This window comes from Aquabacterium sp. TM01 (genome assembly GCF_057808345.1).
Genome location: NZ_AP046529.1, coordinates 3,721,973 through 3,743,106 on the forward strand (window position 1 = coordinate 3,721,973; position 21,134 = coordinate 3,743,106).

General features: G+C 60.1%; 15 protein-coding genes, 2 tRNA genes and 3 rRNA genes. 4 read left to right on the forward strand and 16 right to left on the reverse strand.

The genetic code is table 11. From position 1 onward, the window contains the following. The first annotated feature begins 56 nt into the window (after positions 1-56). Together AC3WW4_RS17225 and AC3WW4_RS17230 are read left to right on the forward strand one after the other, a co-directional pair. Positions 57-668: an energy transducer TonB gene (locus AC3WW4_RS17225; protein WP_488829652.1), complete on the forward strand. Its 612-nt coding sequence runs from the start codon at positions 57-59 to the stop codon at positions 666-668. Between the two features lie 22 nt (positions 669-690). After that, positions 691-1,542 (forward strand): carbon-nitrogen hydrolase family protein, encoded by an 852-nt coding sequence (locus AC3WW4_RS17230; RefSeq protein WP_488829653.1) that lies wholly within the window; start codon positions 691-693, stop codon positions 1,540-1,542. 38 nt (positions 1,543-1,580) lie between these two features. Here AC3WW4_RS17230 and AC3WW4_RS17235 read toward each other — a convergent pair whose 3' ends face one another. The 4 genes from AC3WW4_RS17235 to AC3WW4_RS17250 form a co-directional block, all read right to left on the reverse strand. Continuing rightward, complete coding sequence (locus AC3WW4_RS17235) at positions 1,581-1,976, reverse strand: hypothetical protein (protein WP_488829654.1); 396 nt, start codon at positions 1,974-1,976, stop codon at positions 1,581-1,583. 80 nt (positions 1,977-2,056) lie between these two features. Continuing rightward, entirely contained in the window at positions 2,057-3,418 is a 1,362-nt protein-coding gene (gene ccsB, locus AC3WW4_RS17240) for a c-type cytochrome biogenesis protein CcsB (RefSeq protein WP_488829655.1), read from the reverse strand. A gap of 4 nt (positions 3,419-3,422) precedes the next feature. Then, the gene (locus AC3WW4_RS17245) at positions 3,423-5,630 is read right to left on the reverse strand and encodes a cytochrome c biogenesis protein ResB (protein ID WP_488829656.1); all 2,208 of its coding nucleotides are present in this window, start codon (positions 5,628-5,630) and stop codon (positions 3,423-3,425) included. A 194-nt stretch (positions 5,631-5,824) separates the two neighbouring features. Beyond that, positions 5,825-6,451 (reverse strand): c-type cytochrome, encoded by a 627-nt coding sequence (locus AC3WW4_RS17250; protein WP_488829657.1) that lies wholly within the window; start codon positions 6,449-6,451, stop codon positions 5,825-5,827. A 121-nt stretch (positions 6,452-6,572) separates the two neighbouring features. Between AC3WW4_RS17250 and yihA the strand changes: the two genes are divergently transcribed. After that, entirely contained in the window at positions 6,573-7,430 is an 858-nt protein-coding gene (yihA, locus tag AC3WW4_RS17255; RefSeq protein WP_488829658.1) for a ribosome biogenesis GTP-binding protein YihA/YsxC, read from the forward strand. On the opposite strand, the gene AC3WW4_RS17260 is transcribed toward yihA, so the two are convergent. From AC3WW4_RS17260 to pyk, 4 genes are all read right to left on the reverse strand, one after another. Further along, positions 7,421-8,335 (reverse strand): phosphoribosylaminoimidazolesuccinocarboxamide synthase, encoded by a 915-nt coding sequence (locus AC3WW4_RS17260; RefSeq protein WP_488829659.1) that lies wholly within the window; start codon positions 8,333-8,335, stop codon positions 7,421-7,423. The genes yihA and AC3WW4_RS17260 overlap by 10 nt on opposite strands. Before the next feature lie 124 nt (positions 8,336-8,459). Continuing rightward, a complete protein-coding gene (locus tag AC3WW4_RS17265; protein ID WP_488829660.1) occupies positions 8,460-9,113 on the reverse strand; it encodes a glutathione S-transferase family protein in 654 nt (217 codons plus the stop codon). A 189-nt stretch (positions 9,114-9,302) separates the two neighbouring features. After that, positions 9,303-10,367, reverse strand: a complete 1,065-nt coding sequence (gene fba / locus AC3WW4_RS17270) for a class II fructose-bisphosphate aldolase (RefSeq protein ID WP_488829661.1) — start codon at positions 10,365-10,367, stop codon at positions 9,303-9,305. A 142-nt stretch (positions 10,368-10,509) separates the two neighbouring features. Next, a complete protein-coding gene (gene pyk, locus AC3WW4_RS17275) occupies positions 10,510-11,940 on the reverse strand; it encodes a pyruvate kinase (protein ID WP_488829662.1) in 1,431 nt (476 codons plus the stop codon). Positions 11,941-12,060: 120 nt separating this feature from the next. Here pyk and AC3WW4_RS17280 point away from each other — a divergent pair, with 120 nt between their 5' ends. Then, on the forward strand, positions 12,061-12,891 hold the full coding sequence (locus AC3WW4_RS17280) for an alpha/beta hydrolase (RefSeq protein WP_488829663.1): 831 nt from the start codon (positions 12,061-12,063) through the stop codon (positions 12,889-12,891). Positions 12,892-13,027: 136 nt separating this feature from the next. Here AC3WW4_RS17280 and AC3WW4_RS17285 read toward each other — a convergent pair whose 3' ends face one another. From AC3WW4_RS17285 to AC3WW4_RS17320, 8 genes are all read right to left on the reverse strand, one after another. Then, a complete protein-coding gene (locus AC3WW4_RS17285) occupies positions 13,028-14,221 on the reverse strand; it encodes a phosphoglycerate kinase (protein ID WP_488829664.1) in 1,194 nt (397 codons plus the stop codon). 140 nt (positions 14,222-14,361) lie between these two features. Continuing rightward, on the reverse strand, positions 14,362-14,751 hold the full coding sequence (locus tag AC3WW4_RS17290) for a hypothetical protein (protein WP_488829665.1): 390 nt from the start codon (positions 14,749-14,751) through the stop codon (positions 14,362-14,364). 93 nt (positions 14,752-14,844) lie between these two features. Next, on the reverse strand, positions 14,845-15,297 hold the full coding sequence (locus AC3WW4_RS17295) for a Smg family protein (protein ID WP_488829666.1): 453 nt from the start codon (positions 15,295-15,297) through the stop codon (positions 14,845-14,847). A gap of 223 nt (positions 15,298-15,520) precedes the next feature. Beyond that, positions 15,521-15,633: ribosomal RNA gene (rrf, locus tag AC3WW4_RS17300) — 5S ribosomal RNA — on the reverse strand. 199 nt (positions 15,634-15,832) lie between these two features. Further along, positions 15,833-18,713: ribosomal RNA gene (locus AC3WW4_RS17305) — 23S ribosomal RNA — on the reverse strand. Between the two features lie 319 nt (positions 18,714-19,032). Then, positions 19,033-19,108 (reverse strand) — tRNA-Ala (locus AC3WW4_RS17310). 53 nt (positions 19,109-19,161) lie between these two features. Beyond that, positions 19,162-19,238: transfer RNA gene (locus AC3WW4_RS17315), tRNA-Ile, on the reverse strand. Positions 19,239-19,370: 132 nt separating this feature from the next. Beyond that, positions 19,371-20,901 (reverse strand): 16S ribosomal RNA (locus AC3WW4_RS17320). Together the 16S, 23S and 5S rRNA genes with 2 tRNA genes alongside form the textbook arrangement of a ribosomal RNA operon. Positions 20,902-21,134: the final 233 nt, after the last annotated feature.

Here is a 21,134-nt window from a genome sequence, read left to right on the forward strand (position 1 = left end):
GGCGCGCGGCGCAGCGCTCCGGCTGCGCGCCCCCGCTTTGCAGGACTCCTGGCAGCTTGCTGCTCAGCATGGCGGCGGCGGCGGGCCTTCATGCATGGCTGCTCTATGGCGCCCAGTGGAGCAGCGCATCCGCAGCACCTTCCCAATGGAGCCATCAGGTCACTCGCATCACCTTGTCTCACCCCGCGCAGAAGTCAGTCACAGCACGTACCCAGCAGTCACGACAAGTGACGTTGCCCTCGCAACAACATGGCAAGACGGCATTGCAGGATGCACGCGAGTTGAAGGACGCTGAGGCTCACGACGCCCCAACACCCGATGCGCCTCAACCAACCTCAACCTATGTCGATGAAAGCCTGCTGACCGCCAGGCCGAGTGTCTCGGGAGACATCCTGATCCCGTTCCCGCCAGACGCGCCCGAAGGTGTCTTCAAAGCCACGCTCAAGCTTTACATCGACGAACACGGGAGCGTTCAGCAAGTGGACGTGGAAGAGATCAGCATTCCCGAACCACTGGCAAACGCCGCGATCTCAGCTTTCAAGGCAGCGCGGTTTGCCCCCGGAGAGGTCAACGGCGCCCCGGTCAAATCCACGTTGAGCATTGAGATTGTTTTCAACAGTGGCGACGTCGCTGCGACCCCAAACGACCTGCTCTCGACCACTGATTGATATTCCACTGAGCACCCTGCCCATGAAAGCCGCCGCCATCCAAATGATCTCCACCCCCCGGGTGGACGACAATTTCACCCAGGCCCGCGCCCTCATCGCGCAGGCGGCCCAGGCCGGCGCCGAACTCATCGCCTTGCCGGAATACTTCTGCCTGATCGGCCAGCGCGACGCCGACAAACTCGCCATCGCCGAGCCCCTGGCCGATGCCGACCACCCCGCCACAGCCAGCACGCCCATGCAGCACATCCTGGCCGAAACCGCCAAGGCGCATGGCATCTGGCTGGTCGGCGGCACGTTGCCGATTCGTGCGCCTGACAGCGACAAGGTTTACAACAGCACCCTGGTGTATGACCCGCAGGGCCGCCGTGTGGCCCGCTACGACAAGATTCACCTGTTCTGCTTTGATGACGGCGAGCGACGCTACGACGAGGCCACCACGCTGCGCCCGGGCGACGAGCCCGTGGCCTTCACCCTCACCGATCGCAGCGGCAGCGACTGGCGCATCGCCCTGAGCATCTGCTACGACCTGCGCTTTCCTGAGCTGTTCCGCCAAATCGGCGCCACGCAGCCGCTGGACCTCATCGTGCTGCCCGCCGCTTTCACGGACACCACGGGCAAAGCTCACTGGGAATTGCTGCTGCGCGCGCGCGCAGTGGAAAACCTCTGCCATGTGCTCGCGCCAGCCCAAGGCGGTCGCCACGAAAACGGCCGCACCACTTTCGGTCACAGCATGATCATCGGCCCCTGGGGCGAGGTGTTGGCCATCCAGGCGGAAGGTCCCGGCATCGTTCTGGCCGACCTCAGCCGGGCGCGCCAACAGCAGGTTCGCACCCAACTGCCCGCGCTGCAGCACCGCGTCCTGCGCTCAAACTGAACGACAGCCCACCGGCACCCCGCGGGCAGCGCCGTCACTCAGGGCATCAAATCCGCCCAACCCGTGCCCGCTGCATCCCCCCCATCGGGCGCGACCACCTGACCTGAGGACGACAAGCCGGCTTGACCGCTCGCATACAAGGACAACGCGTGTGCCTGCATGCCCTCCCGGACATGCTTGCGGTCAAACAACTTGGCCTGCGCCTCCGGCGGCAGATCGGTGATGCGCAGCACATTACGCCGAATCAAGGCGTCGATCAGGTCTTCCAGCACGCGAACCAGGTTCGCATCCATCTGCGCAAACGAGCGCGCCTCCTCATTGCCGAGAAACGCCCGCACCTCAGGGTGTTGAACCGGTACGGCTTCCCCCCCTGGCACCGGCTCACGGTGCAGGCTCACGATGGTGCCCTGAGGGTCACGGATGGCGTAGCGCATGCAGACAGATCCCGATCTCACAAGATGACTGCAGTGTATCGGGCACGAGCGTGCCACCGCACACCAGCCGCCCGGCAAAGTCAGAGCGTGCCGTAAGAATGCAGCCCCGACAGGAACATGTTCACGCCCAGGAAGGCAAACGAGGTCACCAACAAGCCCGCCAGGGCCCACCAGGCAGAGAAAGTGCCTCGCAGCCCCTTCATCAGGCGCATGTGCAGCCACGCCGCGTAGTTCAGCCACACAATCAACGCCCAGGTCTCCTTCGGGTCCCAGCTCCAGTAACCGCCCCAAGCCTCGGCGGCCCAGAAAGCCCCCAGAATGGTCGCGATGGTGAAGAAAGCGAAGCCCACGGCAATGGCCTTGTACATCACGTCATCGAGCACCTCGAACGCGGGCAACTGCGCCGCGATGCGTCGACGCGCGCCCACGATGGCTGCCACGATCAAGGCCGCAATCCCAAAGTACACCGCCCAGTAGCTGCTGAGCATTGGCTCGCTGCCCGGCTTGCTGCGGAACACCACCGGCTCGAAGCACAGCACCACCCCTACCAGCCACAGCGGCGCCAGCTTCCACCAGCGCGTCTCGGTGGCCTGGTGCTTCACCAGGTAGGCAAAGGCCACCATGGCGGCCAGCGCAAAGGTGCCATAGCCAATGAAATTGGCCGGCACATGCAACTTCATCCACCAGCTTTGCAAGGCAGGCACCAGGGGTTGGATTTCGTGCGCACCACGCTCCAGCGCGTACCAGAGCAGAAAGCCCACCGCCGCGCTGACCACCAGCATCACAAAAGCACCCAGGGAGCCCAGGTCACGCCCCATGCGGGCAAAGCGGTCTTCGTAGTACAGCCAGTACGCAGCCGTCAGCCAGGCAAACAGCACGAAGACCTCATAGAGGTTGCTCACCGGAATGTGGCCGATGTCCGGCGCGATCTGATGGCTCTCGAACCAACGCACCAGCGTACCCACCAGCGCCATGAAGATCCCCGCCCAGGTCAGGCGAGATCCCAGCTTGGTGGCCGTGGCACTGCGGGCCACCAGCCCGATCCAGTAGAACACCGTGCTCATGAAGAACAGCACGCTCATCCACAAGATGGCACTCTGGCTGGACAGAAAATACTTGAGCCAGAACACCTGATCGGCATAAGCCAAGTCTGCGCCGTGGGCATCGGTATGCCGCAGGTACAAGGCCATGGCGCCCCAGGTGGCCAGCCCGACCAGGACCAGCAACAATCGCAAGGGTCGCCAGAACCAGCCCAGGGCGATCACGCTGGGCACCGCGCCTGCCAGGATGGCTTTTTCGTAGCCATCCATGGCCGCGCCGTACGTCACAAAACCCCAGGCGCCCAGCGCCAGCACCAACACGGCGAACAGCCAATCGGTGAGAGGGCGGCGCACAGCACCCGCAGGAGCCAGCACCGTGCTGGTAGAACTCGTCGTGGTCATGAGATCAGCTTTCCTTGGCAATTGGCGCAGGCGAAACAGGCGGCGCCTCGCCCAGCACCGTCTGGCGCAGGCGGTCAAATTCACGGTCGGTGTCCAGCGTCTGGCGCGTGGACGACAGGGCCATCTGCACCCGGGTACCGCCACCCTGCGGATCTTGCTGGAGCCACACCCACAAACGCCGGTCGCGGATGTAAAGCATCGCAAAGACCCCGATGATCAACAGCACGCAGCCCAGGTACACCACATTGCGACCAGGGGTTCGGGTCACCTGGAACACACTGGCCTGACGCTGCTCGAAGCTGTCAAGCATGAACACCACCGGCACCGGATACAGCATGGCATCCGACAGCGACAGCACCGCGCGGCTCATGAACGCCTGCACGGCCGGATCATCGATGGACTGCGCAGGCAGCCCCGCCGTTGTGCGACTCAGGTTGTACAGCTCGAACAAGGCACCATTGAGGATACGGATCAGCGTGCCCGAGGTCTGCTCGCGCTGCGCCGGTGGCACCACCTGCTCGATGAAACGCGACAGCGCCATCAGCCCGCCCTGGGGCGCCCCATCTGCCGGCTGGCCTGCCACCGTCTCCAGCGCCACCGCCCCGGCAAACAGGTCCAGCGAACGCTGGGCCGACACGGTCAACTGCTCGCGGACCTCAGGTCGATCGGACGGTCCCGACGACGCGCCAAAACGACGCGCCGCCTCGGCACGCAGCACCTTGTCATTGAGCGCCTGACGCAAGCGCAACCAGCCTTGCAGGCTCATCGCGTCATCGGCCGGCGCCCGCAGATAGCGGAAGGATTCGGCCGGCGTGTCGCGCACGCCCAGCAGGAACATCCGGTGTCCATCCAGCTCCACCGGGACCATGAAGTTCTGGAACTCCCGCGCCTGTCCCGCCGCATCGCGCAGCTTGTAGGTCACCGAGGGACCAATGTTGACCAGCTGCTTGTGGCCCACCGGCTTGGCGCCCGAGCCCAGGTGCTTGCTCAAATCCGCCAGATTCACCCCGCGGACATCGGTCGCCGACGCGGCCGGCGCCGCGCTCTGTGCCTCGGCCAGGTTTTCGACGTTGATCACGCGCAGGCCCGTCACCTCCAGCTGCACCGGCGTCGCCCCCTGGGCCAGCCAGTCAGCCGGCACAGCACCCGCTGCACCGCCCACGGTGGCATCCACCACCTCCGGACCGCTGCGTGCCCCCGCCCGGTCCAGATGCAAGGGGCGCAACTTCACGAGCGAGCCCCCGTCCTCAAAGCTGGACTGGAAGATCGTCACCCCGTCGTACACCACCGGGTGGTTCACCTCGACCGTGAAGGGCTTGGCCGCCGTCACCCGCGGATCGTGGATCACGATGTCACTGGCAAAGCGCTTGGGCATGCCGGTTTCGTAATACTCCACCACGAACTTCTTGAGCTCGATCTCGAACGGCAGCGGCTGCACCAGCATGCCTTGGTCCAGATTGATCACCGACGCATTGGTGCGCTGGCCTTCCGAGACAAACAACTGCGCCCGGTAAGCGGGGTTGCGCTCGCTCAGACGGCTGTTGGCCAGCTCCGAGCCGCCCCGAAACGGCTGCAGATCCTGCGCCCAGGCCTGCACTTTCACCACCAGGTCGCCATCGAACAAACCGCCCAGGCACACCAGCACGATGGCCGTGTGCGCGGCGATGTAGCCCACCTTGTTGGCCTTACCCAGACGGGCCGCGATCATCACCCCAGCCTCGCCTTGCTTTGAGGCCTCGCGCTTTTGCGTCTTGATCGACCAGCCTTGGGCCTGCAGGGTCTGCAGCACCTGCCCTTCGACCACGGTCACCGGCGCCACCAGTTGACCGGCCGCCTTGTGATGGAAGGCCTGCAAGGCCCGCTCGCGGATGCCTTCCTTGTGGCTGCGCCAGTCCGCCAGAATTTTGGGCGTGTTGCGCGCAATGCACAGACTGGTCGAAATCACCAGAAAGGCCAGGATCACCAGAAACCAGGCCGAGCTGTAGATCCGATACAAACCGAGAGCACCGAAAGCCTCGGCCCAGAAAGGCCCGAACTGGTCCACGTAGTTGACCATCGGCTCACCCTGCTTGACCACCGTGCCGATGGCCGAGGCAATGCAGATCACCGTCAGCAGCGCGATGGCAAAGCGCATCGACGCGAGCAGATCCAACAACTCACGGCGTCGCGAATGGCGCGCAGGCACAGGGGAAGGAAGGGCTTGAGCAGTCATAAAGTCAGACAGATCCGTGGCGGACTATAGCGACAAGGTCCGTCACCACGTCGTCGTGGGGGCATGCGCCACCCAGGGCACACAAAACAAAAGGCGGGCACCCCGCATTCGGGATCCCGCCTCGGCATGGTGAGCACATCTCATCACGTCACGACCGGCGTCTCGGCAAATCCCGAGGACGCCGTCATGATGGCTCAACGCAGACCGGCGATGTAGTCGGACAGCGCTTCGATTTCCTTGTCGCTCAGGTTGGCGGCAATGGCCGTCATCTGAACGCTGTTGGTGCGCTCACCTTGGCGGAACGCGGTCAGCTGCACCTTGGTGTAGTCGGCGTGCTGGCCACCCAGACGCGGGTACTGCACAGGCATGCCAGCACCGTTGGGGCTGTGGCAGCTGGCGCACGCGGCAATGCCCTTCTTGGCGATGCCACCGCGGTAGATCTTCTCGCCGATGGCCACCAGATCCTTGTTCTTGGCCGTGCCCGCCGGCGCCTTCTTGCTGGCGTAGAAGGCGGCCACATCACGCATTTCTTGCGGGGTCAGCGGCGCGGCCATGCCAGACATGACGGCATTCTTGCGCTTGCCTTCCTTGAACTCGGTCAATTGCTTGACCAGGTACTCGGGGTGCTGGCCCTGCAGGATCGGATAGGCGGGCAGACCGCGCGAACCATCAACCGAGTGGCAGGCCGCGCACACGGCGGTGGCCTTGGCTTCGCCCGCCGCCAGATTGGGCTTGGCGGCGTTGGTGTCGGCGCCATGGGCCAGGCCGGACAAGGACAGGGCCACCGAGGCAAGGGCAATCAGGTTCGAGAAGCGCTTCATGGCGTAGGGGCGGTGAGTTGGCTGTGGGGTGAAACCGGAGACTGGCCCCCACTCCCCCGCATCAAAACGGGATCGGTGAGCCAACCTTTGGCAGATTAATCCGGAGATTTTACAATGCCCTATGACCCGTCACACACCCAATCGCCCCGGCTCGGCCAAACAGGCCCCCACCAAGACGGCCAATGGCCCACAAAATGCCGCCACGCCGGCCCGTGTGCCCACCCACGATCTGGCTCGCCACCCTGCCAAAGACGCCCTGGCCTGGGCCCACACGGCCCGCTTTTACATCACGGCCGCCCAACTGCATCAGGTGCCGGTGAGCGAGTTGCCCGAGGTCGCTTTTGTCGGGCGCTCCAACGCCGGCAAGTCCACGGCCATCAACACCCTGGCCCAACAGCGCCAGCTCGCCTACGCTTCCAAGACTCCGGGGCGCACGCAGCACATCAACCTGTTCCACCTGGGCCCCAAGGCTGCGCCCAACCAGCTCTGGACCGACCTGCCCGGCTACGGCTACGCCGCCGTCGAGCGCTCGGCCAAGCTGCGCTGGCAGGAAGTCATGGCCAGCTACCTCGAAGTCCGCCGCAACCTGAGCGCCGTCGTCCAGATGGTAGATTCACGCCATGGTCTCACCGAGCTTGATCGCCAACTGCTCGAATTCGTCACCCCGCGCGTGCGCAGCGGCGAGGTCAAGCTCCTGGTCCTGCTGACCAAGGCCGACAAGCTCAACCGCAAGGAACAGGCCGAGTCCCTGCGCAAAGCGCAAGAGGTGCTCGCCGACCTGGTCACCGACGAGTCCGACGTCAACATCACCCTGTTCTCGTCGCTCAACAAGAGCGGCGTGGGCGATGTGGCCGAAGTACTGCACGGCTGGGCCGCGTCACCCGAAGTGGCCGAGGCCCTCGCAGCCGCCCAAGTCGCCCCCGACGTCCTCCCGGACGCCTGGGACGACCAGCCCCAGTCCGAAGACGATCAGGCCTGACCGGTCAGGCGCACCAGGGCTTCCTGGTACTTGGCGGCGGTCTTCTCGATCACATCCTGGGGCAAGGCCGGCGATGGCGCCGTCTTGTTCCAGGGCTGACCGTTGACCGTGGCCTGCTCCAGCCAGTCGCGCACGAACTGCTTGTCGTAGCTGGGTGGGTTGGCGCCGGCCTGGAAGGCCTGCTCATAGCCTTCCACCGGCCAGAAACGTGACGAATCGGGCGTCAGCACCTCGTCCATCACGGTCAGCGTGCCATGCTCGTCCAGGCCGAACTCGAACTTGGTGTCGGCAATGATGATGCCCTTGGTCAGCGCGTAGTCTGCCGCCGTCTTGTACAGCTGGATGGCCAGATCGCGCACCTGCACCGCCAGGTCGGCCCCGATGATCTCCACCATCTTGTCGTAGCTGATGTTCTCGTCGTGGTCGCCCAATTCGGCCTTGGTGGCCGGCGTGAAAATGGGCTCAGGCAGCTTGCTGGCGTTCTTCAAACCAGCCGGCAGCTTCACGCCACACACCTCGCCGTTGTCCTGGTATTCCTTCCAGCCGCTGCCGGCCAGATAGCCGCGCACCACGGCTTCCACAGGCAAAGGCTTGAGCTTCTTGACCAGCATCGAGCGGCCTTCCACCTGACGGCGCTCCTCTGGCTTGACCACGCTGCAGGGATCTTCACCCGTCAGGTGGTTGGGCGCCACATCCTTGAGCAACTCGAACCAGAACAGCGCCATCTTGGTCAGCAGCGCGCCCTTGCCCGGAATCGGCTCACCCATGATCACATCAAAGGCACTGATGCGATCCGAGGCCACCATCAGGATGCGGTCATCGCCCACGGCATAGTTGTCACGCACCTTGCCACGGGCAAGCAGAGGCAGAGAAGTCAGGGCAGAGGTATGCAGGGCGGAGGTCATGAGGCGGTCACCTGGTCAAGCGTGACACCGGCGACGGCGTCACTGAAATCGGCAAAGCGATATTGTGCCGCCTCCGGCCCCTCTCGCACAGTGCGGCACAAAGCGGGACCGCACCGCCGCGCGCTCAGCCCATTCGCTTCAGTTGATCTGCCTTGCGATCGGCGGCCACCTTCTGAGCCGTCGGGCGCTGCTCGACCAGCTTCACATAGCTCTTCCAGTCAATGCCGGCAGCCGCGACCAGATCCTCGCCACACACCAGTTTGCTGGCCAAGGCGGCCAGCGGCAAGCTCGTGTACACCGCGCAGTCCGCCATCGTGAACGTCTCTCCCGCTGCATACGGCGTAAACTTCGCCAGCTCACGGAACGCCACCAGATTGCGGGCCAGGTCCTTCTTGACCCGCGCCACGAATTTCTCGGACAAGGTGCCGCCGAAGAAGGCCTGCGCATACAACTGACGCGCGCACAACTCCACGTGCAGATCGCAATACGTGATCAACTCGCGCACCTTAGCCGCCTGCCACGGATCAGCCGGGAGCAAGGCCGGGCTGGGCCAGCGCGCCTCAATGTAATCCACGATGACCTGGCTCTCACACAGAAAACCCTGCTCGGTCTCGATGTAAGGCACCTTGCCCAGCGGCGACTTGTCGGCATGCGCCTCAGAATCGCTGCCAGGCCCCACCGGTGCATGCACCTCCTCGAACAGGATGCCTTTCTCCAGCAAGACCAGCTTGACCTTGTTGTAGTAGTTGGACAAAGGGAATCCGTACAGCTTAAGCATGGCAACACTCCGAGGAGCCTGTGAGACAAACGCTCAGTTTAAAGCCTGACCCACAACGCTCGCCCCACCACTAACCCGCATCCCGCGCGACATCCGCCCAGAAAGACAAAACCGGCGAAGGCTCACGCCCGCGCCGGTTGTCGTCACACCCGACCGTTCGGTCGAATGTCAGTACTCAGACCGCATCGATCAAGACACGACCTGAGCCAACTTGCCGCTGGCGTACGCCGCAGCGATGTCCACCAGGCTCACCGGCTTGATCTTGCCGCCCTGGCCTTCGCATCCGAACTCCAGGTAACGCTGCTTGCAGACCTGCTTGGCGGCTTCGCGCGCAGGCTTGAGCCACTCACGCGCGTCAAACTTGTCTGGGTTCTCGAACAGGAACTTGCGCACGGCACCAGTCATCGCCAGACGGATGTCGGTGTCGATGTTGATCTTGCGCACGCCGTACTTGATGGCTTCCTGGATTTCCTCGACCGGCACGCCGTAGGTTTCCTTCATCTTGCCGCCGTACTGGTTGATGATGGCCAGCAGTTCTTGCGGCACCGACGACGAGCCGTGCATCACCAGGTGGGTGTTGGGAATCCTGGCGTGGATTTCCTTCACACGCGAGATCGCCAGGATGTCGCCCGTGGGCTTGCGCGAGAACTTGTAGGCGCCGTGGCTGGTGCCGATGGCGATGGCCAGCGCGTCCAACTGGGTGGCCTTCACGAACACGGCGGCTTCTTCCGGGTCGGTCAACATCTGGCTGTGGTCCAGCTTGCCTTCGGCGCCAATGCCGTCTTCCTCGCCGGCTTCACCGGTTTCCAGGTTACCCAGGCAGCCCAGCTCGCCTTCCACGGTCACGCCCACCTTGTGGGCCATCTCGACCACCTTGCGGGTCACATCGACGTTGTAGTCGAACGAAGCCGGGGTCTTGCCGTCTTCCATCAGCGAGCCATCCATCATCACCGAGCCAAAGCCCAGATCGATGGCGCCTTGGCAGATCTTGGGCGAGGTGCCATGGTCCTGGTGCATCACCAGCGGAATATGCGGATACGCTTCCACCGCCGCCTGAATCAGGTGCTTGATGAAGGACTCACCGGCGTACTTGCGCGCACCGGCCGACGCCTGCAGGATCACCGGGGCACCGACCTCGTCGGCGGCAGCCATCACGGCCTGCACCTGCTCCAGGTTGTTGACGTTGAAAGCCGGAATGCCGTAATTGTTTTCAGCAGCGTGATCCAGCAGCTGACGCATCGAGACGAGTGCCATGAGTTCCCCAATGAGCAAATGAGCGGTGTGAACCAAAAGACAGCGCGCACACGACGCGCGTCAAACTGGGCGAGATTCTACCGAGAGCCGCACGTGCACCCAAGCCCCCGAAGCGAACGCCAAGGCTTTTCCCCGGGCTTCTTCAGTGCACCGCGCAAACTTTGAGCATGTTCGTACCCCCTGGCGTGCCCATGGGCTCCCCGCAGGTGATGGCATACGTGTCCCCTGGACGCAGCAGGCCGCGCGCCACCAGAAACGTTTCGGCTTGTGCCAGCGCCTCATCCCGATCGGCATAGCTCGGCACCAAGAGCGGATGCACATTGCGGAACAAAGCCATCTTGCGCTGCGCAATGTCCCGCGCCGTCAACGCGAAAATCGGCACATGGATGCGATGACGACTCATCCACAGTGCCGTCGAGCCCGACTCGGTCAAGGCAATGATGGCCTTGCACCCCAGGTGATAGGCCGTGAACAAGGCCCCCATCGCGATCGACTGGTCGATGCGCCCAAACGTCTTGTTCGTGAAATCGGCATCCAGCGACACCTCTTCGGCGTGTTCGGCCTCCTGCACGATGTTGGCCATCTGCGCCACGGTCTCCACGGGATACTTGCCAGCAGCGGTCTCGGCACTGAGCATCACCGCATCGGTGCCATCCAACACCGCATTGGCCACGTCCGACACCTCCGCGCGCGTCGGCACCGGATTGACGATCATCGACTCCATCATCTGCGTCGCCGTGATCACCACCTTGTCCATCTCCCGCGCCATCTTGATCATGCGCTTTTGCAGTGCCGGCACGGTGGCATTGCCCACCTCCACGGCCAGGTCGCCGCGCGCCACCATGATCCCGTCCGACGCCTTCAGGATGCTTTCCAGATTTGGAATGGCCTCGCTGCGCTCGATCTTCGCAATCAGGGCCGGGCGGTGCTTCCAAGGCTCCCCCGCCACATTGCACAACTGGCGCGCCATCTCCATGTCCGTCGCATTCTTCGGAAACGACACCGCGATGTAATCGCACTGGAAGCTCGCCGCCGTCTTGATGTCGTCCATGTCCTTGGCCGTCAAGGCCGGCGCCGTCAATCCGCCCCCTTGCTTGTTGATGCCCTTGTTATTGGACAACTCCCCGCCCAACTTCACCACCGTGTGCACCGCCTCGCCCTTGACAGCGTCGACGGTCAGCACAATCAGACCGTCGTTGAGCAACAACGTGTCACCAGGCTTCACATCTCGCGGCAACTCCTTGTAGTCCAGGCCCACGCCCTGCAGATCGCCCAAGGCCGTGCGACTGGCATCCAGAACGAAAGGCTGCCCCGGCTCCAGCATCACCTTGCCCTCGGCAAATTTGCCCACGCGAATCTTGGGGCCCTGCAAGTCCGCCATGATGGCGACCACCTTGCCGACCCGCTGTGCCGCCTCCCGCACCATCTGCGCGCGATCGATGTGATCCTGCGCCTTACCATGCGAAAAGTTCAGCCGGACCACATCGACACCGGCTCGCAGCATTTGCTCCAGCACCTCCGGCGTGGAAGAAGCAGGGCCCAGGGTGGCGACGATCTTGGTGGCACGCGGCATGTTCAAAGCTCAACAGTAGTTGGTTCTCCCTCAGTGTCACACCAAACGTCTAGCCTGAAAATATCGCTTGCCCCCGACCGGGATCACATCCCTCCCGTGACGCCCGAACGCAACAACCTCATGGCCGAGTCTCCCCTCCCTCGCACCATCGTCTTCTCGCATGCCAACAGCTTTCCGGCGGGCACCTATGAGGCGCTCTTCGAGCGTTGGCGGACCCAGGGCTACACCGTCCACGCCATCGAGCAGCTCGGACACGACCCTCGCTACCCGGTCACCCCCAACTGGCCCCACCTCGTCACCCAATTGCATGAGTTCCTGCGCCAGGAAGTCGGCCAGCCCGCCTACCTCGTCGGGCACTCCCTGGGCGGCTACCTCAGCCTCATGCTGGCCAGTCAATATCCCCAATGGGCTCAGGGCGTGGTGGTCCTGGACTCCCCCATCTTGCAAGGCTGGCGCAGCGCCGCCATGGGCCTGGCCAAGCGCATCCACCTCATCGACCGCGTCATGCCGACGCGCGTGGCAGCCCAGCGCACCCACGAGTGGCCCAGCTTGCATGCGGCCCAGCAACACTTTGGCATCAAACCCAAATTTGCGGCCTTCCATCCCCGCGTCCTTCAGGACTACCTCTTGCATGGGCTGGAGTTGTCACCGGAGCCTCCGACCTGCCGTCTACGCTACCAGCGTGACGTGGAAGCCGCCATCTACAGCACGATGCCGCACCGCCTGTTGGCAGCCTTTCAGCAGCACCCACACCAGTGCCCTCTGGCCTTCATCGCAGGCACCCATTCTCGCGAACTGCGCCGCGGGGGCCTGCACGGCGCACGCCAGCTGGTCGGTCAGCACCTCAGCTGGGTCACGGGCAGCCACCTTTACCCCCTTGAGAACCCCGAACGCACCAGCGACGAAGTCCTGCGCTGGCTCACCTACTTCGAGACGCAGCACACTGCCTGAACGCCCACGACCGCACGCCAGGCCTGGACACCGCCGCACGGGACCGCCCATGCGTCCCATGGCCCCAAAAAACAAACAGCCCCGGCCTATCGAGATCGGGGCTGTCTCATTCAGCACAGAGCATGCGTACTGAAAATCAGCCCGCAGCGCGTTTGCTCAGAATCTCGAACGCCGGCAAGGTCTTGCCTTCCAGGATTTCCAAGAAGGCCCCCCCCCCCGTCGAGATGTAGTCCACATCCTTCTCGATGCCGTACTTCGCGATCGCCGCCAGCGTGTCCCCACCTCCGGCAATGCTGAACGCAGCCGACTCGGCAATGGCACGCGCGATGGTCTCGGTCCCGTGCGAGAAGGCTTCAAACTCGAAAACCCCCACCGGACCATTCCACACGATCGTACCGGCGGCCTTCAACTGCGCGGCCAACTTGGCAGCCGTCTTCGGGCCGATGTCCAGGATCAGGTCATCGTCCGCGACCTCGTTGGCCGCCTTCACCGTCGCTGGCGCATCGGCCGCGAAGGCCTTGGCCACCACGACGTCCTCCGGAATCGGCACCGCCGCACCGCGCGCCTTCATCGCTTCGATCACCGCCGTCGCCTCACCCAACAGATCCGGCTCGGCCAGCGACTTCCCGATCTTCAAGCCAGCGGCCAACATGAAGGTGTTGGCAATCCCGCCACCCACAATCAGACCATCCACGTTCTTCGCTAGCGCCTGCAAAATGGTCAACTTGGTCGACACCTTGGAGCCTGCCACGATCGCCACCAGCGGACGCTTGGGCGCTTCGAGCGCCGTGTTGATCGCATCGATCTCGGCAGCCAGCAAAGGCCCTGCGCAAGCCACCTTGGCAAACTGCGCGATCCCATAGGTGGTGCCTTCCGCGCGGTGAGCCGTCCCGAACGCATCGTGCACAAAAATGTCGCACAGCGCTGCCAACTTGCGAGCCAACTCTTCGCTGTTCTTCTTCTCGCCCTTGTTAAGACGGCAGTTCTCCAGCAACACCACCTCACCCGGCTGAACCGACACGCCATCGACCCAGTTGCTCACCAACTTCACGTCACGCCCCAGCAACTCGCTCAGACGTCGAGCCACCGGCGCCAGCGAGTCTGCAGGTTTGAACTCCCCCTCCGTCGGGCGCCCGAGGTGCGACGTCACCATGACCGCCGCCCCCGCCTTCAGTGCCAACTCAATCGCCGGGATCGACGCACGGATCCGTGTGTCCTCGGTGATGTTGCCCGCGTCATCTTGCGGCACATTCAAGTCAGCGCGAATGAACACACGCTGCCCGGCGGCACGCCCGTCGGCCACAAGTTCTTCAAATCGGAGAATATTCATGGTGCCAGACGCCTCAATGTCGAAAAGATTAAATCGACATTGTAAAAAGGTCTGTGGGCTTTTCGGGCCGCAACAGTCCCTCCCAACACAATCAGACCCCACCTTTGGCGTCCCCCAGCCTACTTGCAGGAGCTGGCGTCCTATTTGGCGCCGGACGCTACACCGGCATCGTCCTCAGACGCAGCCTCAGGTGGCGCTACGGCCGAAGCCGCTTTGGGAGGGACGCCGCTGCGTGGCACGACCGGCGCAACGCCCTCGAGTTTGTTCTCACGCATGTACTCGTCCATCTCGCGCCAACCCTCAAAGACTGCAGCCTTCTCGGCCTTTGGGTTAAGCAGATAGCAGTCCTCGATCGCACGCATCGCATGGCGACAGGCCGCGCCGATCGCTTTTGCCTCCGCCCCCTTGCGTTGGGCCACCTTCTCTGGGGTGTCAATGCCCAACTGGTCACAAGCACTGAGCGACGCGACGCACATGCCGACGACAGCCAGAATCAGCACTTTACGTACACACGCTAACACCAGAGTCATGGTCCCTCTTTCACGCAACAGGGCAACGCCATAAGGACGAGAGCCCACCAATGATCCGCTTACATCGCACCACGTACACACCGCAGCAGACACTCAGTGCATCACACGGTCACAGTCATCCACAAACAGCTCATCCAAGATCAGTGCATCCGGCTCCTCACCCAGACTCCAGAACACCAACAAAACCAGCACCTTGAAATCGTCGAGCGCCACTGGTCCCCTGGGTACTGCAGACACTCGATCCAGCACCACCTCACGCAAACGCGGGGTCAACACACCGGCAGAAACCAAGAACTGGAGAAAGCCCAAGGCCTCAGCCCCCAAGCGGTCCAACTCCGCATCGCAATACACCCGCGTACTTCCCACGTCGGGCGACACCACACAGCCCCGCGTCAAGGCCTGCAGCCCGTCTAACCAGAGTAGCGCGTCGGAGATCTCCTCCGACTCAAACCCAAGCGCAGTCAGCTTTCGTGCCAACAAACCAGATTCGGGGCAAGCGTCGGGACGCCAGTAGTGCTCGTAAAGATACACAAGTACGTCAAACATGGGCTCACTATACTCCAGTGGACGCATTACCCCATCCGTGCCGCCCCCCCAGCATCAACGACGAGTGGGAAAAAATAACCCCACTTCGACATGATGCAGACATCACGCTCTAAGGATCAGCGTTTAGATGAACGTCGCAAAATTACGTCCGAAAGATGAGGCGAAATCGAAACGGAAAAAACCGGGTTCCTGCATCAGCAAGAACCCGGTTTCCTCATAGGTAGCCTGACGATGACCTACTTTCACACGGGAATCCGCACTATCATCGGCGCTGAGTCGTTTCACTGTCCTGTTCGGGATGGGAAGGAGTGGGACCAACTCGCTATGGTCATCAGGCTTAAACGGTTCCTGACCTGGCGCACCTTGTCGTGCGCACCAGATCAGTCAATTCGTAGAGTCTACTATTAAATCAGCTTCAATATTGATTGCGTGCACAGAGAATGTCGCCTGAGCGATATTCATCGGTATAACGTGTATTCAAACAGTCCGGACCGCAAGCTAATTTGAATTAGCTGCATTGATCCATCAAAGTTATAGGGTCAAGCCTCACGGGCAATTAGTACTGGTTAGCTTAACGCATTACTGCGCTTCCACACCCAGCCTATCAACGTCGTGGTCTACAACGACCCTTCAGGGGGCTCAAGGCCCCGGCAAGACTCATCTTGAGACGAGTTTCCCGCTTAGATGCTTTCAGCGGTTATCTCTTCCACACTTAGCTACTCGGCAATGCCACTGGCGTGACAACCGATACACCAGAGGTGTGTCCACTCCGGTCCTCTCGTACTAGGAGCAGGCTCTCTCAATCTTGCAGCGCCCACGGAAGATAGGGACCAAACTGTCTCACGACGTTTTAAACCCAGCTCACGTACCTCTTTAAATGGCGAACAGCCATACCCTTGGGACCGGCTACAGCCCCAGGATGAGATGAGCCGACATCGAGGTGCCAAACACCGCCGTCGATATGAACTCTTGGGCGGTATCAGCCTGTTATCCCCAGAGTACCTTTTATCCGTTGAGCGATGGCCCTTCCATACAGAACCACCGGATCACTTTGTCCTACTTTCGTACCTGCTCGACTTGTCAGTCTCGCAGTCAAGCACGCTTATGCCAATGCACTATCAACACGATTTCCGACCGTATCTAGCGTACCTTCGAACTCCTCCGTTACACTTTGGGAGGAGACCGCCCCAGTCAAACTGCCCACCATACACTGTCCCCAACCCGGATAACGGGCCAAGGTTAGAACCTCAAACACACCAGGGTGGTATTTCAACGTCGGCTCCACACAAACTAGCGTTCATGCTTCAAAGCCTCCCACCTATCCTACACAGATCTGTTCAAAGTCCAATGTAAAGCTACAGTAAAGGTTCATGGGGTCTTTCCGTCTTTCCGCGGGGAGATTGCATCATCACAAACATTTCAACTTCGCTGAGTCTCTGGAGGAGACAGTGTGGCCATCATTACGCCATTCGTGCAGGTCGGAACTTACCCGACAAGGAATTTCGCTACCTTAGGACCGTTATAGTTACGGCCGCCGTTTACTGGGACTTCGATCAAGAGCTTGCACCCCATCAATTAATCTTCCAGCACCGGGCAGGCGTCACACCCTATACGTCGACTTTCGTCTTTGCAGAGTGCTGTGTTTTTATTAAACAGTTGCAGCCACCGATTCTCTGCGACCTCATTGGGCTCCCCAAGTAAATGGTTCACCTACTAAAGGCACACCTTCTTCCGAAGTTACGGTGTCAATTTGCCGAGTTCCTTCTCCAGAGTTCTCTCAAGCGCCTTAGAATACTCATCTCGCGCACCAGTGTCGGTTTGCGGTACGGTCAATCTATAGCTGAAGCTTAGTGGCTTTTCCTGGAAGCAGGGTATCACTCACTTCGGCTGCAAGCAGCCTCGTTATCACACCTCAGCTAAGCTCTCCGGATTTGCCTAAAGAGCACGCCTACATGCTTGAACCAACTATTCCAACAGTTGGCTGAGCTAACCTTCTCCGTCCCCACATCGCACTATAGATCGGTACAGGAATATTAACCTGTTTCCCATCAGCTACGCATCTCTGCCTCGCCTTAGGGGCCGACTCACCCTACGCCGATGAACGTTGCGTAGGAAACCTTGCGCTTTCGGCGAGGGGGCTTTTCACCCCCTTTAACGCTACTCATGTCAGCATTCGCACTTCTGATACCTCCAGCAGCCTTTACAAGCCACCTTCACAGGCTTACAGAACGCTCTCCTACCACTCACAGTAAACTGTGAATCCGCAGCTTCGGTAACTGGCTTAGCCCCGTTACATCTTCCGCGCAGGACGACTCGATCAGTGAGCTATTACGCTTTCTTTAAATGATGGCTGCTTCTAAGCCAACATCCTGACTGTTTTAGCCTTCCCACTTCGTTTCCCACTTAGCCAATTTTAGGGACCTTAGCTGGCGGTCTGGGTTGTTTCCCTCTTGAGTCCGGACGTTAGCACCCGGTGCTCTGTCTCCCAAGCTGTACTCATCGGTATTCGGAGTTTGCAATGGTTTGGTAAGTCGCCATGACCCCCTAGCCATAACAGTGCTCTACCCCCGACGGTAATACTTGAGGCACTACCTAAATAGTTTTCGGAGAGAACCAGCTATTTCCAAGTTTGTTTAGCCTTTCACCCCTATCCACAGCTCATCCGCTAATTTTGCAACATTAGTCGGTTCGGACCTCCAGTGCGTGTTACCGCACCTTCATCCTGGCCATGGATAGATCACTTGGTTTCGGGTCTACACCCAGCGACTAGACGCCCTATTCGGACTCGGTTTCCCTTCGCCTTCCCTATTCGGTTAAGCTTGCCACTGAATGTAAGTCGCTGACCCATTATACAAAAGGTACGCCGTCACCCGTTTCCAGGCTCCGACTTTTTGTATGCATGCGGTTTCAGGATCTATTTCACTCCCCTCCCGGGGTTCTTTTCGCCTTTCCCTCACGGTACTTGTTCACTATCGGTCGATTACGAGTATTTAGCCTTGGAGGATGGTCCCCCCATCTTCAGACAGGATTTCTCGTGTCCCGCCCTACTTATCGTGCACTCAGTTCCACAGAAGACTTTTCTCATACGGGGCTATCACCCACTATGGCCGGACTTTCCATTCCGTTTTGATAAGTCAACTGCTAAAGAGCACTAGGCTGTTCCGATTTCGCTCGCCACTACTTTCGGAATCTCGGTTGATGTCTTTTCCTCGAGTTACTTAGATGTTTCAGTTCACTCGGTTCGCCTCGCATACCTATGTATTCAGTATGCGATACCCTTGCGGGTGGGTTTCCCCATTCGGATATCTCCGGATCAAAGCTAATTTGCCAGCTCCCCGAAGCTTTTCGCAGGCTATCACGTCCTTCATCGCCTGTAATCGCCAAGGCATCCACCACATGCACTTAGTCACTTGACCCTATAACTTTGACGCCCAATGCTAAGAGCGTCGGTCAAGGACTGTTTTGAGCGCCGCATGCCGGTTTAAGCATGCAGCTTCGCGTTATGCCGATCATTAATATCTTGTATTAATGTCTGTATTTTGACGCAATCAATATGTTGCTGATGGCACGGTGTGCAGACCCCTTTACGAATCTACACTTTCCACCAGCAACGCTGATTTTCGACTCTACGAATTTTTAAAGAACAACAGCTTACGCTGCAAACCTTAGCGCCCTTCTGGCATGAATCATTCATACCAGCAGACCTTAAGGTTTGCAGTCAAACACAAGTGAAGTTGGTGGAGGATGACGGGATCGAACCGACGACCCCCTGCTTGCAAAGCAGGTGCTCTCCCAGCTGAGCTAATCCCCCGTATGAGGCAATTCATCCAGGACTTTTATCCCGCATGTCACGCCTTGGTAAGTTGGTGGGTCTGGTTGGATTCGAACCAACGACCCCCGCCTTATCAAGACGGTGCTCTAACCGACTGAGCTACAGACCCAACTGGCTTCACTCTTGTTGTCAATCAACAGCCGATAAGTGTGGGTGCTTGAATTCCATCAGCACTTTTTTTCATGACTTCCATCGCGTTCAACATCCGTAGACGTCGAGGCAACTTCCGTATTTTTTCCAGAAAGGAGGTGATCCAGCCGCACCTTCCGATACGGCTACCTTGTTACGACTTCACCCCAGTCACGAACCCTGCCGTGGTAATCGCCCTCCTTGCGGTTAGGCTAACTACTTCTGGCAGAACCCGCTCCCATGGTGTGACGGGCGGTGTGTACAAGACCCGGGAACGTATTCACCGCGGCAAGCTGATCCGCGATTACTAGCGATTCCGACTTCACGCAGTCGAGTTGCAGACTACGATCCGGACTACGACCGGTTTTCTGGGATTGGCTCCCCCTCGCGGGTTGGCAACCCTCTGTACCGGCCATTGTATGACGTGTGTAGCCCTACCCATAAGGGCCATGAGGACCTGACGTCATCCCCACCTTCCTCCGGTTTGTCACCGGCAGTCTCATTAGAGTGCTCTTGCGTAGCAACTAATGACAAGGGTTGCGCTCGTTGCGGGACTTAACCCAACATCTCACGACACGAGCTGACGACGGCCATGCAGCACCTGTGTTCAAGTTCTCTTTCGAGCACTTTCACATCTCTGCAAAATTCTTGACATGTCAAGGGTAGGTAAGGTTTTTCGCGTTGCATCGAATTAAACCACATCATCCACCGCTTGTGCGGGTCCCCGTCAATTCCTTTGAGTTTCAACCTTGCGGCCGTACTCCCCAGGCGGTCAACTTCACGCGTTAGCTTCGTTACTGAACAGCAAGCCGTCCAACAACCAGTTGACATCGTTTAGGGCGTGGACTACCAGGGTATCTAATCCTGTTTGCTCCCCACGCTTTCGTGCATGAGCGTCAGTACAGGCCCAGGGGATTGCCTTCGCCATTGGTGTTCCTCCGCATATCTACGCATTTCACTGCTACACGCGGAATTCCATCCCCCTCTGCCGTACTCTAGCCTTGCAGTCACAAATGCAGTTCCCAGGTTGAGCCCGGGGATTTCACATCTGTCTTGCAAAGCCGCCTGCGCACGCTTTACGCCCAGTAATTCCGATTAACGCTCGCACCCTACGTATTACCGCGGCTGCTGGCACGTAGTTAGCCGGTGCTTATTCTTCAGGTACCGTCATCCTCCCGGGGTATTAGCCCAGAAGATTTCTTCCCTGACAAAAGCAGTTTACAACCCGAAGGCCTTCTTCCTGCACGCGGCATTGCTGGATCAGGCTTTCGCCCATTGTCCAAAATTCCCCACTGCTGCCTCCCGTAGGAGTCTGGGCCGTGTCTCAGTCCCAGTGTGGCTGGTCGTCCTCTCAGACCAACTACAGATCGTAGCCTTGGTAGGCCTTTACCCCACCAACTAGCTAATCTGATATCGGCCGCTCCAATAGCGCGAGGTCTTGCGATCCCCCGCTTTCACCCTCAGGTCGTATGCGGTATTAATCCGGCTTTCGCCGGGCTATCCCCCACTACTGGGCACGTTCCGATATATTACTCACCCGTTCGCCACTCGCCACCAGGATTGCTCCCGTGCTGCCGTTCGACTTGCATGTGTAAGGCATGCCGCCAGCGTTCAATCTGAGCCAGGATCAAACTCTTCAGTTTAATCTCTGTAAACTCGCTCTTAACGGAATTGAAGTGATTTAACGCACTTCTTTTACCGTGAGCATTTGGCCTCTTTCATCCAAACACCCACGCTTATCGGCTGCTAATTTTTAAAGAACGTTGCTGACTTGTTGTCAGCGCAGAAACGAGATTATCACTCGTTTTTGCCTATCTTGTCAAGCGTCTGGTGCGATTTTTTTCGCAACACCTGGTCAGCGCGGCCGGCAGGCCTG

Bases quoted from the DNA above. Each gene is read 5' to 3' on its own strand.
- AC3WW4_RS17260 (WP_488829659.1), bottom strand. From the start codon at position 8,335: ATGACCTCCGCCCTGCATACCTCTGCCCTGACTTCTCTGCCTCTGCTT.
- AC3WW4_RS17290 (WP_488829665.1), bottom strand. From the start codon at position 14,751: ATGACTCTGGTGTTAGCGTGTGTACGTAAAGTGCTGATTCTGGCTGTC.
- pyk (WP_488829662.1), bottom strand. From the start codon at position 11,940: ATGCCGCGTGCCACCAAGATCGTCGCCACCCTGGGCCCTGCTTCTTCC.
- AC3WW4_RS17245 (WP_488829656.1), bottom strand. From the start codon at position 5,630: ATGACTGCTCAAGCCCTTCCTTCCCCTGTGCCTGCGCGCCATTCGCGA.
- AC3WW4_RS17235 (WP_488829654.1), bottom strand. From the start codon at position 1,976: ATGCGCTACGCCATCCGTGACCCTCAGGGCACCATCGTGAGCCTGCAC.
- yihA (WP_488829658.1), top strand. From the start codon at position 6,573: ATGACCCGTCACACACCCAATCGCCCCGGCTCGGCCAAACAGGCCCCC.
- AC3WW4_RS17280 (WP_488829663.1), top strand. From the start codon at position 12,061: ATGGCCGAGTCTCCCCTCCCTCGCACCATCGTCTTCTCGCATGCCAAC.
- AC3WW4_RS17230 (WP_488829653.1), top strand. From the start codon at position 691: ATGAAAGCCGCCGCCATCCAAATGATCTCCACCCCCCGGGTGGACGAC.
- fba (WP_488829661.1), bottom strand. From the start codon at position 10,367: ATGGCACTCGTCTCGATGCGTCAGCTGCTGGATCACGCTGCTGAAAAC.
- ccsB (WP_488829655.1), bottom strand. From the start codon at position 3,418: ATGACCACGACGAGTTCTACCAGCACGGTGCTGGCTCCTGCGGGTGCT.
- AC3WW4_RS17295 (WP_488829666.1), bottom strand. From the start codon at position 15,297: ATGTTTGACGTACTTGTGTATCTTTACGAGCACTACTGGCGTCCCGAC.
- AC3WW4_RS17250 (WP_488829657.1), bottom strand. From the start codon at position 6,451: ATGAAGCGCTTCTCGAACCTGATTGCCCTTGCCTCGGTGGCCCTGTCC.
- AC3WW4_RS17265 (WP_488829660.1), bottom strand. From the start codon at position 9,113: ATGCTTAAGCTGTACGGATTCCCTTTGTCCAACTACTACAACAAGGTC.
- AC3WW4_RS17285 (WP_488829664.1), bottom strand. From the start codon at position 14,221: ATGAATATTCTCCGATTTGAAGAACTTGTGGCCGACGGGCGTGCCGCC.